The sequence below is a fragment of the Herbaspirillum chlorophenolicum genome (assembly GCF_001189955.1).
Classification (GTDB): Bacteria; Pseudomonadota; Gammaproteobacteria; order Burkholderiales; family Burkholderiaceae_D; genus Herbaspirillum; species Herbaspirillum chlorophenolicum.
The window spans coordinates 52,697-67,690 of the sequence record NZ_LFLT01000024.1 but is presented as its reverse complement, the minus strand read 5'-3'; the positions used below and the strand labels follow the sequence as shown (position 1 = coordinate 67,690).

Annotated in this window: 14 protein-coding genes and 1 other RNA gene; 10 read left to right on the top strand and 5 right to left on the bottom strand. The window is 62.8% G+C overall.

Annotated elements, in window-relative coordinates; translation table 11 throughout:
• Positions 1-72: 72 nt before the first annotated feature.
• The gene (locus tag AKL28_RS15215) at positions 73-1,080 is read left to right on the top strand and encodes an aldo/keto reductase (RefSeq protein WP_050469017.1); all 1,008 of its coding nucleotides are present in this window, start codon (positions 73-75) and stop codon (positions 1,078-1,080) included.
• Positions 1,081-1,181: 101 nt separating this feature from the next.
• On the opposite strand, the gene AKL28_RS15210 is transcribed toward AKL28_RS15215, so the two are convergent.
• The 3 genes from AKL28_RS15210 to AKL28_RS15200 all read right to left on the bottom strand — a co-directional run bounded on the left by AKL28_RS15210 (position 1,182) and on the right by AKL28_RS15200 (position 3,951).
• Positions 1,182-1,625, bottom strand: coding sequence for a hypothetical protein (locus tag AKL28_RS15210; RefSeq protein WP_156226358.1), 444 nt, complete (start codon positions 1,623-1,625; stop codon positions 1,182-1,184).
• Between the two features lie 157 nt (positions 1,626-1,782).
• The gene (locus AKL28_RS15205; RefSeq protein WP_050469015.1) at positions 1,783-2,535 is read right to left on the bottom strand and encodes an HpcH/HpaI aldolase family protein; all 753 of its coding nucleotides are present in this window, start codon (positions 2,533-2,535) and stop codon (positions 1,783-1,785) included.
• A gap of 150 nt (positions 2,536-2,685) precedes the next feature.
• Positions 2,686-3,951 carry a D-amino acid dehydrogenase gene (locus tag AKL28_RS15200; protein WP_050469014.1) on the bottom strand — a complete coding sequence of 422 codons (1,266 nt, stop codon included), beginning with the start codon at positions 3,949-3,951 and terminating at the stop codon, positions 2,686-2,688.
• 292 nt (positions 3,952-4,243) lie between these two features.
• Between AKL28_RS15200 and rnpB the strand changes: the two genes are divergently transcribed.
• Both rnpB and AKL28_RS15195 read left to right on the top strand, forming a co-directional pair.
• An RNA gene (rnpB, locus tag AKL28_RS15270) (RNase P RNA component class A) lies at positions 4,244-4,577 on the top strand.
• Positions 4,578-4,679: 102 nt separating this feature from the next.
• The gene (locus AKL28_RS15195) at positions 4,680-5,831 is read left to right on the top strand and encodes an enoyl-CoA hydratase/isomerase family protein (protein WP_050469013.1); all 1,152 of its coding nucleotides are present in this window, start codon (positions 4,680-4,682) and stop codon (positions 5,829-5,831) included.
• Between the two features lie 99 nt (positions 5,832-5,930).
• Here AKL28_RS15195 and AKL28_RS15190 read toward each other — a convergent pair whose 3' ends face one another.
• Entirely contained in the window at positions 5,931-6,410 is a 480-nt protein-coding gene (locus AKL28_RS15190) for a nuclear transport factor 2 family protein (protein WP_050469012.1), read from the bottom strand.
• A gap of 323 nt (positions 6,411-6,733) precedes the next feature.
• Between AKL28_RS15190 and AKL28_RS15185 the strand changes: the two genes are divergently transcribed.
• Positions 6,734-7,408, top strand: a complete 675-nt coding sequence (locus AKL28_RS15185) for a DUF1120 domain-containing protein (protein WP_082221508.1) — start codon at positions 6,734-6,736, stop codon at positions 7,406-7,408.
• 144 nt (positions 7,409-7,552) lie between these two features.
• On the opposite strand, the gene AKL28_RS15180 is transcribed toward AKL28_RS15185, so the two are convergent.
• The gene (locus tag AKL28_RS15180; protein ID WP_006465510.1) at positions 7,553-7,837 is read right to left on the bottom strand and encodes an HU family DNA-binding protein; all 285 of its coding nucleotides are present in this window, start codon (positions 7,835-7,837) and stop codon (positions 7,553-7,555) included.
• 703 nt (positions 7,838-8,540) lie between these two features.
• Between AKL28_RS15180 and mraZ the strand changes: the two genes are divergently transcribed.
• The 6 genes from mraZ to AKL28_RS15150 are packed head-to-tail and all read left to right on the top strand — an operon-like array spanning position 8,541 to position 14,994.
• Positions 8,541-8,969: a division/cell wall cluster transcriptional repressor MraZ gene (gene mraZ / locus AKL28_RS15175; RefSeq protein ID WP_050469010.1), complete on the top strand. Its 429-nt coding sequence runs from the start codon at positions 8,541-8,543 to the stop codon at positions 8,967-8,969.
• 11 nt (positions 8,970-8,980) lie between these two features.
• Positions 8,981-9,946, top strand: a complete 966-nt coding sequence (gene rsmH, locus AKL28_RS15170; RefSeq protein ID WP_050469009.1) for a 16S rRNA (cytosine(1402)-N(4))-methyltransferase RsmH — start codon at positions 8,981-8,983, stop codon at positions 9,944-9,946.
• Complete coding sequence (gene ftsL, locus AKL28_RS15165; protein ID WP_050469008.1) at positions 9,943-10,215, top strand: cell division protein FtsL; 273 nt, start codon at positions 9,943-9,945, stop codon at positions 10,213-10,215. Before rsmH ends, ftsL begins: the two co-directional genes overlap by 4 nt.
• Complete coding sequence (locus AKL28_RS15160) at positions 10,212-11,990, top strand: peptidoglycan D,D-transpeptidase FtsI family protein (protein WP_050469007.1); 1,779 nt, start codon at positions 10,212-10,214, stop codon at positions 11,988-11,990. The genes ftsL and AKL28_RS15160 overlap by 4 nt, the downstream gene beginning before the upstream one ends.
• Positions 11,990-13,525 carry a UDP-N-acetylmuramoyl-L-alanyl-D-glutamate--2,6-diaminopimelate ligase gene (locus AKL28_RS15155; protein WP_050469006.1) on the top strand — a complete coding sequence of 512 codons (1,536 nt, stop codon included), beginning with the start codon at positions 11,990-11,992 and terminating at the stop codon, positions 13,523-13,525. The genes AKL28_RS15160 and AKL28_RS15155 overlap by 1 nt, the downstream gene beginning before the upstream one ends.
• Complete coding sequence (locus AKL28_RS15150; RefSeq protein ID WP_050469005.1) at positions 13,522-14,994, top strand: UDP-N-acetylmuramoyl-tripeptide--D-alanyl-D-alanine ligase; 1,473 nt, start codon at positions 13,522-13,524, stop codon at positions 14,992-14,994. Before AKL28_RS15155 ends, AKL28_RS15150 begins: the two co-directional genes overlap by 4 nt.

Below are 14,994 nucleotides of genomic sequence, written 5' to 3'. Positions count from 1 at the left end.
CCCATGCGTTTGCACGGCGCCGGTGTGCCGTGCCGGCGTTCCTTATTCTTATTTCCCCTGATTGGAGACAGCATGCAATATCGTCGGCTCGGCAAGAGCAACCTCAAGGTGTCGGCACTATGCCTGGGATCCATGATGTTCGGCGACCAGACCGACATCGAAGAATCCGGCCGCATCGTCGCCTCGGCACGCGAACATGGCATCAACTTCATCGACACGGCCGACGTCTACACCAAGGGCCGTTCGGAAGAGCTCGTCGGCAAGCTGCTGATGGGACAGCGCCATCACTGGGTGCTGGCCAGCAAGCTGGGCAACCCGATGAGCGACGCGCCCAATGAGTCGCATTATTCGCGCAACTGGATCGTGCGCGAGACCGACAATATCCTGCGCCGGCTCGATACCGATTACCTCGACATCCTCTACATGCACCGCGACTACCAGGACGAGAACCTGGAAGAGGCGGTGCAGTCGCTGGGCGACCTGATCCGCGCCGGCAAGATCCGTGGTTTCGGCGTGTCCAACTTCCGCGGCTGGCGCATCGCCGAGATCGTGCGCCTGTGCGAGAAGAACAATGTGCCGTTGCCGCTGGTGTGCCAGCCCTACTACAACCTGCTGAACCGCCAGCCGGAAGTGGAAATCCTGCCGGCTTGCGCCAGCTACGGCCTGGGCGTGGTGCCTTACAGCCCGATCGCGCGCGGCGTGTTGACCGGCAAGTACGCGCCGGGCCAGAAGCCGGGCGAGGATACGCGCGCCGGGCGCGGCGACAAGCGCATCATGGAGACCGAGTTCCGCGAAGAGTCGCTGCTGATCGCGCAGAAGCTGCAGCAGCACTGCGAGGCGCGCGGCGTCAAGCTGGGACAGTTCGCCACCGCCTGGGTGCTGGCCAATGCGGCGATCAGCAGCGTGATCGCCGGGCCGCGCACGCTGGCGCAGATGGAGGACTATTACGATGCGGTCGACCTGAAGATCAGCACCGAAGAAGAGGCGCTGGTGGACGGCCTGGTGACGCCGGGCCATGCATCCACGCATGGCTACAACGATCCCAACTATCCGTTCTTTGGGCGTGTAGCGAGGGCGTGAGGAAGTGGCGCCGCGCCTGCGGCGTCCGGATGCGAAAAAGCCGCTGCAAGAAATGCAGCGGCTTTTTTATGCGTGCTTCAGGCGCTGTTTTCAGGCCGGCTTCAAGTCATGCGCCGCCTGATGGCGCGTTCCTTTCTTTTGGAGGACTCCGCCTGGAGGTCGTCGGTGCGGGATGGGCGTTCGACGGTGCACAGGTGCAGCAGCATGAAATGGCTTTGCAGCGCCGCGTCGCGCTGCGGATTGCAGGATGGTGCTGCGATGGTGTCGGCCAATTGCGGCGTCTCATCGGCGGCGATTTCCTGCTGCGTGTTGCGATCAGGCGGCACGGCTGTCGTCGCAAGCGCGACAGGCACCATGTCGGCGCTGGCCTTTTTCCCGAAGAAGGCCGTGTTGCCGGCGCCGGCGAGTTGCAGGCACAGCACCACGAGCATGATGCAACCCGCCAGCCAGGTGAAGTCCGTGTCCATGGCGTGCGAGATGTACGCGGCGCGTTGGCGCCAGGCGGTGATTGAGGCGGTATTGGAATGAATGTGTGATGTCGGCATGTTTTTTCCCTGGCGGGAACGGATGCGCATCACCCATCCCCCGCTTCCGAAAAATTATCCGGCGGCGGGATGATGTTTCATATAGGACTATTCTCAAATTAAATTTGTGAGGAAATCGTCATTCCCGTAGATGCCGATTCTGAATAAATTCCAGATTTCAGCGCAACGCCGCGATCCGGCGAGCGGCTTCCGCCTTGATCTGCTGGATATCGGTGCCTGGCGCCACCAGGTCCATGCCGAATTCCTTCATGCGCTGGGCCATGTCCATGGTGCCGGCGAAGATCCCGACATACTTGCCCAGCTGCCTGGCCAGCGCCACCAGCGAGCGGATCGCGTCGTTGAGTTGCGGAGCATCGTAGGCGTCGGGCGCCAGGCCCATCTCGATGTTGAGGTCGGCCGGGCCGATGAAGATGCCGTCCAGATCGGGCACGCGCAGGATGGCCTCGGCGTTGGCAAAGCCCTGGTTGGTCTCGATCATGGCTAGCGTGAGGATGGTGCGGTTGGCATGCGTGAAGTAGTCGCTGCCGCCGTACATGAAACCGCGCGCCGGGCCGTAGCTGCGGCCGCCGCGCGGCGAGTAGTGGCAGGCGCGCACGAAGCGCTCGGCATCTTCGGCGGTGTTGATCAGCGGGCAGATCACGCCGTAGGCGCCGGCATCGAGCAGCTTGTTGATTTCGCCCAGGCCGTTTTCGGAGCAGCGCACCAGCGGCACGGCATCGGTGGTGGAGATCGCCTGCAGCATGGGCACCGCCGACTCGACCGAGAACAGGCCATGCTGCAGGTCCACCGTCACCGCATCGTAGCCGCTGTTGGCCACCACTTCGGCCAGCAGCGAATTGCCCATCGATACCCAGCCGCTCAAGGCCATCGTCTTTTGCGCGAACAGGGTGCGCAGCCGGTTTTCCCGCATTTTCAGTCTCCGTTGGTGTGTTGTGGCCTTATGTTAGACGCAACGGTGGTTCCGTGCAGGGTGCTGATGCAAACGAAAATGGCGCGCCGCCAGTAGCGGTGCGCCATTGCGGGCCACGGTGAAAGCTTCTCAGGCGGGCGTGAAACTTCTTCAGCCTGCGAAGCGGAAGGGAGTGGCGTCGATGGCCGACCTGCGTCCGGCGATCTGGTCCGCCAGCAGCGTGGCGCTGCCGCAGGCCAGCGTCCAGCCCAGCGCGCCCTGGCCGATGTTGAGGTACAGGTTCTTGACCGGCGAGGGGCCGACTACCGGCACGCCGCTCGGGGTGGCGGGGCGGAAGCCTGCCCACGGCGACAGCGAGGCGTCTTCGCCCAGGGCGCAACCGGGGAACAGCTCATGCATGCCTTGCTTGAGTTCGTCGATGGCGCGCTGGGGGATGGAGCGTTCCAGGCCCACCAGCTCGACCCGGCCGGCCACGCGCAGGCGTTCGCCCAGGCGCGCGTAGACGATCTTGCGCGAGATGTCGGTGATCGAGACCTGTGGCGCGGCGTCGCGGCTGGCGGCATCCTGCAGCGGCACGGTGATGCTGTAGCCCTTCAACGGGTAAAGCGGCAGCGACAGGCCGACGCGGCGTGCGAACGCCGGGCTCTCAGGGCCGAAGGACAGCACGAAGCTGTCGGCCTCGATCCATTCGCTGCCGGCTTGCACCGCGCGCAATGCGCCGGCGCTGGTGCGGACATTGGCGACGCTGGCATTGCCGATGAAGCGGAAATTGGCGTTGGCCTGCATCGATGCCACCAGCCCGCGGCAGAACTGCGGGCAGTCGCCGGCTTCTTCGCTGGGGGTGTAGACGCCGCCGGCCCAGTCGCGCCCGGACTTGCCCAGCGCCGGTTCGATGGCGATGCAGCGCGCTGCGTCCAGCACTTCCTGTTCGCAGCCGAATTCCGACTGGAATTGCACTTGCTTGCGGGCGCTGTCCAGGCCGGCCTGATCGGTGTACATCACCAGCTTGCCGGAGGTCTTGTAATCGAATTGCAGGTCCAGCTGCGCATTCCATTGCTTGAGCTGGTCGCGGCTGAAGAAGGCCAGTTGCAGCAGTTCGATGGTGGTGCGGCGCACGCGGTCGGCGTTGCAATGGCGCAGGAACTCGAACAGCCAGCGGTACTGGGCCGGATCGAGCGTGGGTTTGAACGTCAGCGGGGATTCGCTGCTGAACATGTAGTAGGCCCACTTGGACCAGACCGACGGATCGGCCAGCGGCGCTACGTAGGAGTAGCTCAGTTGCGCGCCGTTGCCCAGGCTGGTGCCGTCGCCGGGATGTTCGCGGCCGTCGACCAGGGTGACCTGGTGGCCGTCCTGCAGCAGGCGGTAGGCAGTGGTGACGCCGATGACGCCGGCGCCCAATACGCAGATATGCATGGTGTTCTTATATTGTTCAGGGTTGGTTGCGGGTATCTCTTGCGGGATGAGCGCGTCTGCGGGGGCGGGCCGGAAATTCCGTGCTGCGGTGCATGGCATTTCCGGCGGCAAACCGTCGATACCCAACATCATGGTGAGCAACTATACGAAGATTCGATAGGAGTGTCATATGCATAATCGGCATGAACTGCCTGCCGTACAGGCAATGCAGACGGATCTTGTGCGCACGTGCAAAACCGTTTTGCGGACAGTGCCTGCGGGCCGGGGCCCATGCTGCGTTACAATAGCGGCCGATGCAGACCAGACAGCCGCTGGCCGTGTCCGCAAGGGCGCGGCGGGAGGAAGGTCCGGACTCCACAGAGCAGGGTGACGGTTAACGGCCGTCCGCCGAAAGCCGGCGCAAGCCGGTATAAGGCGAGGAACAGGGCCACAGAGACGAGCGTATTAAGTTACGGTGAAACGCGGTAACCTCCACTCGGAGCAATTTCAAATAGGCACGCGGTGATGCGGCTCGCGGAGCGTGCGGGTAGAAAGCTTGAGCGCCGGAGCAATCCGGCGCCTAGAGGAATGGCTGTCATAGCGGGCAACCGCCGTAACAGAATCCGGCCTACCGGTCTGCTTCATTGATTTCGGATACTCCCGGCGCAATGCCGGGAGGCATCTCAACGATAACAACACTGCGGCCCGTGAAGAGACTGCGGGTCCCGCGAGACACGTCAGGACTCCTCATGACCCAACCGGTTTTGTTTGAAGAACTGGCCACGCAGAACGGCCGCCGCATCGGCGTGGCCACGCTGGCTTCCGAAAAGACCTTGCACGCCATTTCGCTGGACATGGTGAACCTGCTGACGCCGCAGCTGCGCCAGTGGCAGGCCGACCCCGATGTGGCGCTGGTGATCCTGCAAGCGCAGGGCGAAAAAGCCTTCTGCGCCGGCGGCGACTTGCAGCAGCTGTACCGCACCATGCGCGAGCACCATGCCTCGCCCGAACGCGGCGATATCCGCGGCAACCCCTATGCCGCCGAATTCTTCGAGCATGAATACCGCCTGGATTACCTGATCCACACTTTCGGCAAGCCCATCCTGTGCTGGGGCCACGGTATCGTCATGGGCGGCGGCATTGGCCTGATGGCCGGCTGCAGCCATCGGGTGGCGACCGAGAAGTCGCGCCTGGCGATGCCGGAGATCACCATCGGCCTGTATCCGGACGTGGGCGGAAGCTGGTTCCTGTCGCGCATGCCGGGCAAGATCGGCGTGTTCCTGGCGCTGACCGGCGCCTTGCTCAACGCCAGCGATGCCGTGTTCGCCGGCCTGGCCGACTACCGTATCGCGCAGGCGGGCAAGCAGTCCGTGTTCGATGCGCTGCTGGCGCAGCCATGGGGCAGCGGCGACGACGCCGAGCTGCTGGACCGGACGCTGGCCGATGCGCAGGCCGCCTCATTGCGCGATGATGCCGTCACCTTCGCACCATCCAACCTGCGCAGCCATTTCGACCAGATCGAGGCGCTATGCCGCAAGCCTGTGCTGCCTGAAATCGTCGAAGCCATCCTGGCGATCCAGACCGACGATGCCTGGCTGCAAAAAGCCATCGCCACCTTGCGCGCAGGCGCGCCCGGCTCGGCCTGGCTGGGATACGCGCTGCAAAAGCGGGTACGCCATCTGTCGCTGGCCGAGGTATTCCGGCTGGAGTTCGTGGTCTCGCTGCATTGCGCGGCGCGGCCGGATTTCGTCGAAGGCGTGCGGGCGCTGATCATCGAGAAGGACCAGAAGCCGGTATGGCAACCGGCCACACTGGCCGAGGCGACGCCGGCGTGGGTCGAAGGGTTCTTCGACGATCCGTGGAAGAAGGAAGATCACCCGCTGGCCGACCTTGGCGCCTGAGTCGTTCAGGCGAAGGGAGTGAAAAGAAGAACGCCGCTGTGCTGACTCAGGTCAGCGCAGCGGCGTTTGTACTTGGGGATGCCGACTGTACTGCCGCCATCAGAGGCCCAGGTCGGACAGGCCCGGATGGCCGGCCGGGCGTGGGGCCGAACGGTCCCAGTGGAATTTGCGGTCGGAGACGGCGATCGGCAGATCGTTGATCGAGGCATGGCGGATACGCATCAGGCCGTGTTCATCGAATTCCCAGTTCTCATTGCCATACGAGCGGAACCAGTTGCCCGAGTCGTCATGCCATTCATAGGCGAAGCGTACGGCGATGCGGTTGCCTTCGTGGGCCCAGACTTCCTTGATCAGCCGGTATTCCTGTTCACGTGTCCATTTCTTTGTGAGGAAGGCGACGATCTCGGCCCGGCCGTTGATGAAGTCGGCGCGGTTGCGCCAGCGGCTGTCTGCGGTGTAGGCCAGCGATACCCGTTGCGGGTCGCAGGAATTCCAGGCGTCTTCGGCCGCACGCGCTTTCTGTATGGCGGTTTCACGCGTGAAAGGAGGTAATGGGGGGCGTTGTGCGGATGTGGTCATGCCTGGAGCTTCCTTGGATGGGGTGGTGCAGCGAGCAGTTGCCTGGATAACAGGAGGATTTGTGGCATCAGGTGAGAATTCATTCTAGAAGCCAGGCGAGGCCAAGGCAAACACAAGTGAGGGGAATGGCGGGGCGAATGTGCTGTATGCATTGGCAACCGGCCTGACTGTGTTGCTCTTCTGCTGGGGGAAGGGCGGTGGACTTCTGCATTATTTCGATTGAAATTTGATATTTTTTCTATTCGTTTTCGATCCGGCAATGACGAGAATTGGCTATTTGGGGATTCGCTGTTCCCTTCTCCCGTTCATCGAAGAAAGGCATCATGAAGCTTGGCCACCGCATCGTGTGTTCTTTATGCATTGCAGGCGCTGTCGTCCGGTCGTCGTCCGCAGAGACGGCGGCGGAATTGACGGTCGCAGGCACCATTCGTGCCGGCGCTTGCCAACTGTCGTTCTCAGAACCGGGGCCGGCCCATTTCGGCGTGATCTCGACGATGGCCTTCAAGGGCCGCAAGCGTCTCCATTTGGAAAGCAAGGATGTCGCTTTCCGTATCCTCTGCGATGCCCGTATCCGTGTTGGCGTAACGCCGCGCGACAACCAGAGGGGAAGTGCCGACCGCAGCATTGGGGAGGGAGTTGAAGGCGAGGATAGCCATGAGCCGGCGGACGTATTTGGCCTGGGCCGCCATGGCAACCGCAACCTGGGCGGCTTTGTCGCGCGTTTCGTGGAAAGTTCTTTGATTGCCGACGGCCGTCGCGTGGAGGTGATTTCGGCGCCTTCGGAAGCAGAAGGAAGTGTGCGCTGGGAGCGCCGCAATGCTCGTCAAATCCGGGGAGGCGTTACCAACGCCTGGGGAGCACAGGGGACGTTGACGCCGGGGACATATAGCAATATCTCGGGCGTGATGCGGATCCGGCCGGTGCTCAACAAGCAGGAAAACCTGACGCAGGATGCCAGTATCGATGGCTCGCTGACATTTGAGCTGGAGTATTTGTAGAGCGAAGAGGTATGGTCGGTTGAAGCAGGGCGACCGTGTGCCGGTATGCTGAGCGGATGCGTCGCAGGCGACGGCGGCTGGGGGATATCGAGGGGGGAACATTTGAATGCCATGAACCAGGTTCATGGCATTCAAATTCGGGAATTATTTCTTCTTCTTGTTCACGGCTTCTTTGAAAGCCTTGCCAGCCGAGAACTTGACCGTGGTCGCTGCAGCGATCTTGATCTCTTCGCCGGTTTGCGGATTACGGCCGGTGCGCGCTGCGCGCTTGCCAGTCGAGAAAGAACCAAAACCAACCAATTGCACTGTATCGCCCTTGGTAACGGCCTTGATGATGTTCTCGATGACGGAGTCCAGCGCGCGCTGGGCAGCAGCCTTGGAGATTTCGGTGTCGGCGGCGATAACGTCAACCAATTCAGATTTGTTCACTTTAAAATTCCTTTCACTGTTAAGGTGCCGAGATTTTAGCACTGTAATACGGCGAATCAGCAAGCCCTATCTGCGTTTTGAGCCGATTTGACTTGAGCGGATCGCCCACGATTGAAAAATATCGATGCATCTAAAACGGCTTTGTAAAAAACTGTCTTCGATCGATATCTCCAAAACCGTGGATAGTAAAAGTAGCGAAGCGCTTTAGTCAAAATAAAAAAGCAGCGATGGCTGAATTTCACGAACTAAAGTTGCGGCGCAAAATCAATTCCGATTTCTTCTGCCACTCGCAAAATCCATCCCGGCATTCGTCCATCGAAGCAGCGAGGCCCGGGTTCGCCTAAAGCGCTCCCGACGGCGTGGCCATCGCGCGCAAATCCGCGTCGTTACGCAATTTTGTCGATAAACACATGTGTATATCTCAGGTTGCACATTCAGTGTAAATCCTAAGTCCTTCATTTTTCTCGGAAAACTTCTTTAAACGGTGTTTTAAGGAAGTGCGCTAAGTCTTTGACTTTATTAGCAAAATCCCGGTTTTTTCCCTTGTATACCGCTTGACCTGTATTAGTGCATCCTCTAAAGTGGGCGGCAGTGTCAAAAAGTGTTTTTTTGTGGGAGATTTTGCGAATTTATTTGCATTCGCCTGCCACCTCAAAACACCCGATCAGCAATTTCACTCGCCACGGCGAACAGGATAAACACAGTGTTTCAGGGCGCGTCAGCACTCAATCTCGATGCCAAAGGACGGATGACCATTCCGGCCAAGCATCGTGACGCCCTGATTGTGCAGTGCGAAGGACGCGTCACGCTGACCCGCCACCCGCACGGCTGCCTGCTGTTCTTCCCGCGCCCGACCTGGGAAGCTCATCGCGAGCAGATCGCGGCCTGGCCGATGTCGGCACGCGCATGGCAGCGCATCTTCCTCGGCAATGCTTCCGATGTTGAGCTCGATACCGCCGGCCGCATCCTGGTCGCGCCGGAGTTGCGCGCCGCGGTCGGCCTGCAGCGCGACGTGATGCTGCTGGGCATGGGTAGCCATTTTGAAATCTGGGATGCCGCCAAGCTGGCCGAGAGCGAATCGGAAGCGGTCGCGGCGGGCATGCCCGATGTGTTGAATAATTTTTCCTTCTGACGGCCGGCGAGATGACATTGCAACCGGTGCCCGAGCTGCAGCACCGCACCGTGCTGTTGGAAGAAGCGGTCGAAGCGCTGGCGATCGAAGGTGAGCGCGCCGACGGCGTGTACCTGGACGGCACGTTCGGCCGCGGCGGCCACAGCCGCGCCATCCTGGCCAAGCTGGGGCCGCGCGGCAGGCTGATCGCATTTGACAAGGACCCGTTGGCCATCGCCACGGCGCAGCAGATCGCCGATCCGCGTTTCGAGATCGTGCACGACAGCTTCGCCACATTGGATGAGGCCCTGGCCGCGCGCGGCATTGCGCAGGTCGACGGGGTATTGATGGATTTAGGCATTTCGTCGCCGCAGGTGGATGACGCCGCACGCGGCTTCAGTTTTCGCTTGGATGGCCCGCTGGACATGCGCATGGATACCACGCGCGGCGTGTCGGCAGCGGATTGGCTGGCAACGGCGGACGAACAGCAGATTGCAAAGGTGATACGAGATTATGGGGAAGAACGGTTTGCTCTTCAGATTGCAAAGACGATTGTTGCTCGCCGGGCAGTCGAGCCAATTTCAAGCACACGACAGCTTGCCGCGCTCGTGGCACAAGCCGTCAAAACCCGCGAGAAAGGCAAAGACCCGGCCACTCGTACCTTTCAGGCTGTACGGATTTTCGTCAATCAAGAGCTTGAAGAACTCGAAATAGGGCTGGAAAAAGCGTTTCGGCAGATGGCGCAGCACGGGAGATTGGTTGTGATCAGCTTTCACTCGCTGGAAGATCGCATCGTCAAGCAGTTCATGGCATCCAAAGCCCATGCGCCGCAGCCTGACCGCCGCCTGCCGATCCGCGCGGTTGACCTGCCCCGCCCAGCCGGACGCCTCCTTGGGCGCGTCAAGCCGAGCGACGCCGAAGTCGCGGGCAATCCACGCGCCCGCTCGGCCGTGATGCGCAGCGTCGAGCGCCTTGAAGCCGCAGGAGCCCAGCCATGACCGGGCGCCTGTGCATTCTCCTGACCATCATGCTGGTAGGGTGCGCCCTGTCGGTGGTCAGCTCCCAATATAAGGCACGCAGTCTTTTCATCGAGCTGGAACGCGCGCAAACGGCGTCGCGCCAGCTCGACGTCGATTGGGCGCAGCTGCAGCTGGACCAGTCCACGCTGGGCAAGAATGCCCGCATCGAAGAGCTGGCCCGGCGCGACCTCGGCATGATGCCGCTGACGGCGGCCCGCACCCAATATCTCACCGTGGGGGGCAAATGACCCGCATGCCCCCGCGCCCCAATCTCTCCGGTGGCCGCGTCGCCGCCTCCAAGGGAGTGGCGTTTTCTTCCAACCCCATCCTGCAGGTGAAACTGCCGGCCTGGCGTTCGCGCTTCGTGCTGTTTGTGCTGTTCGTCGCCTTCGTGGCGCTGATCCTGCGCGCGCTGTGGCTGCAGGGCGTATCGACCGATTTCCTGCAAAAGCAGGGCGCTTCGCGCTACGCGCGTACGCTGGAACTGCCGGCCACGCGCGGCAAGATCACCGACCGTAACGGCCAGGTGCTGGCGTCTTCAGTGCCGGTCAAGGCGATCTGGGCCATCCCCGAAGACGTGCAGGCCGCGCCCAAGGACAAGCTGCGCGAACTGGCCAAGCTGCTGGAGATGAGCGACGCCGACCTGCGCAAGAAGCTCGATTCCGACCGCAGCTTCGTCTACCTCAAGCGCCAGGTGGAGCAGGATACGTCCGACAAGATCGTCAAGCTCGGCATTCCCGGCATCGAGACCCGCAAGGAATACAAGCGCTTCTACCCCGAGGGTGAGGTGATGGCGCACGTGGTCGGCTTCACCAATATCGAAGACGCCGGCCAGGACGGCATGGAGCTGGCCGCGCAGAAGACGCTGGCCGGCGTGACCGGCAGCCGCCGCGTCATCAAGGACCGCCTGGGCCGCATCGTGGAGGACATCGAGTCCATCCGCGATCCGCACGACGGCCGCGACCTGACCTTGTCCATCGACAGCAAGATCCAGTACATCGCCTTCACCCAGTTGAAAGAGGCGGTCGACAAGTTCAAGGCCAAGGCCGGCGGCATCATCGTGGTTGATGCCAAGACCGGCGAAGTGCTGGCATTGGCCAACATGCCGACCTACAATCCAAATGACCGTTCGGTGCTGACCGGCGCGCAGTTGCGCAACCGCGTCGTCACCGACACCTTCGAACCGGGTTCGACCCTGAAGCCGTTCACCGTGGCGCTGGCGCTGGATACCAAGCGCGTCACGCCTTCCACGGTGTTCCAGACCGCGCCCGGCAAGATGACCATCGGCACAGCGACCATCGGCGACTCGCATGCCCACGGTCCGCTGACGGTGGCGCAGATCATCGAGAAATCGTCCAACATCGGCACCGCCAAGATCGCGCTGCAAATGCCGCCGGAAGAGATGTGGGAAATGTTCACCACGGTCGGTTTCGGCCAGCAGCCCAAGTTCGGCTTCCCCGGCGCGGTGGCCGGCCGCGTGCGTCCCTACAAATCCTGGCGTCCGATCGAACAGGCCACGATGAGCTACGGCCACGGCATTTCGGTGTCGCTGATCCAGCTGGCCCACGCCTACCTGATCTTCGCCCGCAACGGCGACATCATCCCGCTGTCGTTCACCAAGGTGAACGATTCGCCGATCGGCCAGCGCGTGATCTCTGAAAACACCGCGCTGCAGATGCGCCGCATGCTGGAAACCGTGGTCGCCCCCGGCGGCACCGCGCCGCAAGCCCAGGTGCCGGGCTACCGCGTCGGCGGCAAGACCGGCACCGCCTACAAGATCGAAGGCGGCAAGTACGTGCGCAAGTACGTGGCCTCGTTCTCCGGCATCGCGCCGATGTCCGATCCGCGCCTGATCATCTCGGTCATGATCGACGAGCCCCAGGGCCAGCACTACGGCGGCCCGGTGGCTGGCCCGGTGTTCGCCAACGTGGCCGCCAATGCGCTGCGTGCGCTGAACGTGCCGCCGGACTCCAGCGTGACCAACATCATCATTCCCAAAGAACCGCTTGAGGAGAGCATGTAATGGCCCCGCGAGCGCTTAACGTCAAGGACATCGCCAACTGGCTGCGGTCGAACGCAGCCATTGCCGCCGGTGCGCAACTGACCGCCGATTCGCGCCGGGTGGAGCCGGGCGACGTGTTCTTCGCCTACGTGGGCGACGCCGATGGCCGCTCTTATATAGAGGATGCCGTCGAGCGCGGCGCCGCCGCCGTAGTTTATGAGGCGGCCGGCTTCGCCTGGCCGGAACATCTTGGCGTGCCGGGCCTGGCGGTTGATGACCTCAAGACATTGGCGGGCGACATCGCCGCCGACTGGTACGGCCAGCCGGACCAGGACATGTTTACCGTGGCCGTCACCGGCACCAACGGCAAGACTTCCTGCGCCTGGTGGCTGGGCTCCGCGCTGTCACGCTTGCCCGGCGCGGGCCTGGCGGGCGTGGTCGGCACCCTTGGCGTCGGCACCTTCCTTGGCGGCCGCGCCCAGGCGTTCGATGTCACCGGCTACACCACGCCGGACGCCGTGCTGCTGCAACGCAATCTCGCAATCCTGGCCAGGGCCAAGGTCGGCGCCCTGGCGATCGAGGCCTCCTCGATCGGGCTGGAGCAGGGGCGCATGAACGGCATGCATGTGGACGTGGCGTTGTTCACCAATTTCACGCGCGACCATCTCGATTATCACGGCGACATGGCGTCCTATGAAGCCGCCAAGCGCAAGCTGTTCGAATGGGACGGCCTCAAGCACGCAGTGGTCAACCTCGACGACCCGATGGGCGTGCGCCTGGTGCCGCTGGTGCAGGCGCGCCAGGTCCAACTGATCGGCTATGCGCTGGAAGACACTGTTTCCGAACAGGCAGCGGGCGTTCCCGTGCTGCGCGCCGGCAATATTCGCAGCAGCCATGCCGGTACCGTGTTCCAGGTCGATTCGCCGTTCGGCAGCGGCCAGGTCAAGACTCAATTGGTGGGCCGCTTCAATGTCAGCAATGTGCTGGGCATCATGGGCGTGTTGCTGGCCAAGGGCGTGGCCTGGGATGCCGTGGTCGCTGCCGCCGGTGCGCTGAGCGCCGCGCCGGGCCGCATGCAGCAGTTCGGTGGGCCGGATGTGCCGCTGATCGTGATCGATTATGCGCACACGCCCGATGCGCTCGACAAGACCCTGACCACCTTGCGCCAGGTCTCGACCCAGCGCGGCGGCGAGCTGTGGTGCGTGTTCGGTTGCGGCGGCGACCGCGATCCGGGCAAGCGCCCGCAGATGGGCCAGATTTCCGAACAGGCCGACCATGTGGTCCTGACCAGCGACAATCCGCGCAGCGAAGATCCCAAGGCCATCATCGCCCAGATCCGCGCCGGCATCAGCCGCATCGAGCCGGTGATCCTGGAAGACCGCGCCGGCGCCATTCTTTGGGCGATCCGCCATGCCACCAAGGCCGACGTGGTACTGCTGGCCGGCAAGGGCCACGAGGCTTATCAGGAAATCGCCGGCAAGAAGCTGCCCTTCCTCGATGCCGACCATGTCGCGCTGGCCTTGGCCGCGCGCTCGACCATGATGGGGGGCGCGTGATGCGGTTCGAATTCAAGCAGATGCTGGAATGGATCCGTGCCGCCGAGGCGGCCGCTTCCGCGCATCATGTACCGACCGTGGTCAATGCCCCGGCCGGCGTGCTGGAACTCAACGACGTGGTCACCGACAGCCGCGCGGTCAAGCCCGGCAACGTGTTCGTCGCGCTGCGCGGCGAGCGTTTCGACGCGCATGACTTCCTCGATGCCGTGGTCGCGCAAGGCGCCGCCGCCGTGGTGGTCGAACGCGTGCCGCAAGGGTTGGCCGTTCCCGCCATCGTCGTACCCGATACCCGCGCCGCATTGGGCCAGATCGCCCACGGCTGGCGTTCTCTCTATAAGGTGCCGGTGATCGGCGTGACCGGTAGCAACGGCAAGACCACGGTCAAGGAAATGATCGCCTCCATCCTTGCCGCTGCTTTCGGCGAGGACGGCTACCTGGGCACGCGCGGCAATTTCAACAACGAGATCGGCGTGCCGCTGACCTTGTTCCGTTTGCAGCCGTCGCACCGGGCGGCCGTGATCGAGATGGGAATGAACCATCCGGGCGAGATCGCTGTCTTGTCACGCATCGCGCAACCGACGCTGGGTTTGGTCAACAACGCCCAGCGCGAGCACCAGGAATTCATGGCCACGGTCGAGGCTGTCGCGCGCGAGAACGGTGCGGTGATCCGTCACTTGCCGGCCGATGGCGTGGCGGTGTTCCCGGCCGATGACGATTTCACGCCGCTGTGGCGCGAGGAAGCCGGCACGCGCCGCGTACTGACATTCGGCTTGAACGACTCTGCCGATGTCGGCGCCACCTACAAGCCCAGCGCTTTCGGCAGCACGCTGCAAGTGACGGTCAAGGACATCGCGGTGCCGCCGGCGCACTTCAAGGTGGAACTGGCCGCGGTCGGCGAACACAATGTGCGCAACGCGCTGGCGGCGGCGGCTTGCGCGCTGGGCGCGGGGATCCCGGTGGATGCCGTGGTGCGCGGGCTGGAAAGCTTCGCGCCCGTCAACGGCCGCCTGCAGCGCAAGACCGCAAAAAGCGGCGCGCTGGTGATCGACGACACCTACAACGCCAATCCGGATTCGGTGCGCGCCGCCATCGATGTGCTGGCCGGCATCGATGGGCCGCGTGTGCTGGTGCTGGGCGACATGGGCGAGGTCGGCGACCAGGGGCCGCAGTTCCACCGAGAGATTGGCATCTATGCCCGCCAGCGCGGCGTCTCCCGCCTGTTCGGTTTGGGCGAGCTGATGCGCCATGCAGTGCAGGCGTATGAAAAAACACCGGGCGAAGCGACGATGCCGGTTGGTATGGCCGTCCACTTCGCCGACATCGACGCGCTGAATACCGCAGTCGAGCAGGCCGCACCGCAAGGCGCGAGCATTTTGGTAAAAGGTTCACGCTTCATGAAGATGGAGCGAGTTGTACAGCATCTGGTCAACGTTGAATCCAACACGCAACATCAACAGGAGACCCATTAG

Bases quoted from the DNA above. Each gene is read 5' to 3' on its own strand.
- AKL28_RS15215 (WP_050469017.1), top strand. From the start codon at position 73: ATGCAATATCGTCGGCTCGGCAAGAGCAACCTCAAGGTGTCGGCACTA.
- AKL28_RS15210 (WP_156226358.1), bottom strand. From the start codon at position 1,625: ATGCCGACATCACACATTCATTCCAATACCGCCTCAATCACCGCCTGG.
- AKL28_RS15205 (WP_050469015.1), bottom strand. From the start codon at position 2,535: ATGCGGGAAAACCGGCTGCGCACCCTGTTCGCGCAAAAGACGATGGCC.
- AKL28_RS15200 (WP_050469014.1), bottom strand. From the start codon at position 3,951: ATGCATATCTGCGTATTGGGCGCCGGCGTCATCGGCGTCACCACTGCC.
- AKL28_RS15195 (WP_050469013.1), top strand. From the start codon at position 4,680: ATGACCCAACCGGTTTTGTTTGAAGAACTGGCCACGCAGAACGGCCGC.
- AKL28_RS15190 (WP_050469012.1), bottom strand. From the start codon at position 6,410: ATGACCACATCCGCACAACGCCCCCCATTACCTCCTTTCACGCGTGAA.
- AKL28_RS15185 (WP_082221508.1), top strand. From the start codon at position 6,734: ATGAAGCTTGGCCACCGCATCGTGTGTTCTTTATGCATTGCAGGCGCT.
- rsmH (WP_050469009.1), top strand. From the start codon at position 8,981: ATGACATTGCAACCGGTGCCCGAGCTGCAGCACCGCACCGTGCTGTTG.
- ftsL (WP_050469008.1), top strand. From the start codon at position 9,943: ATGACCGGGCGCCTGTGCATTCTCCTGACCATCATGCTGGTAGGGTGC.
- AKL28_RS15160 (WP_050469007.1), top strand. From the start codon at position 10,212: ATGACCCGCATGCCCCCGCGCCCCAATCTCTCCGGTGGCCGCGTCGCC.
- AKL28_RS15155 (WP_050469006.1), top strand. From the start codon at position 11,990: ATGGCCCCGCGAGCGCTTAACGTCAAGGACATCGCCAACTGGCTGCGG.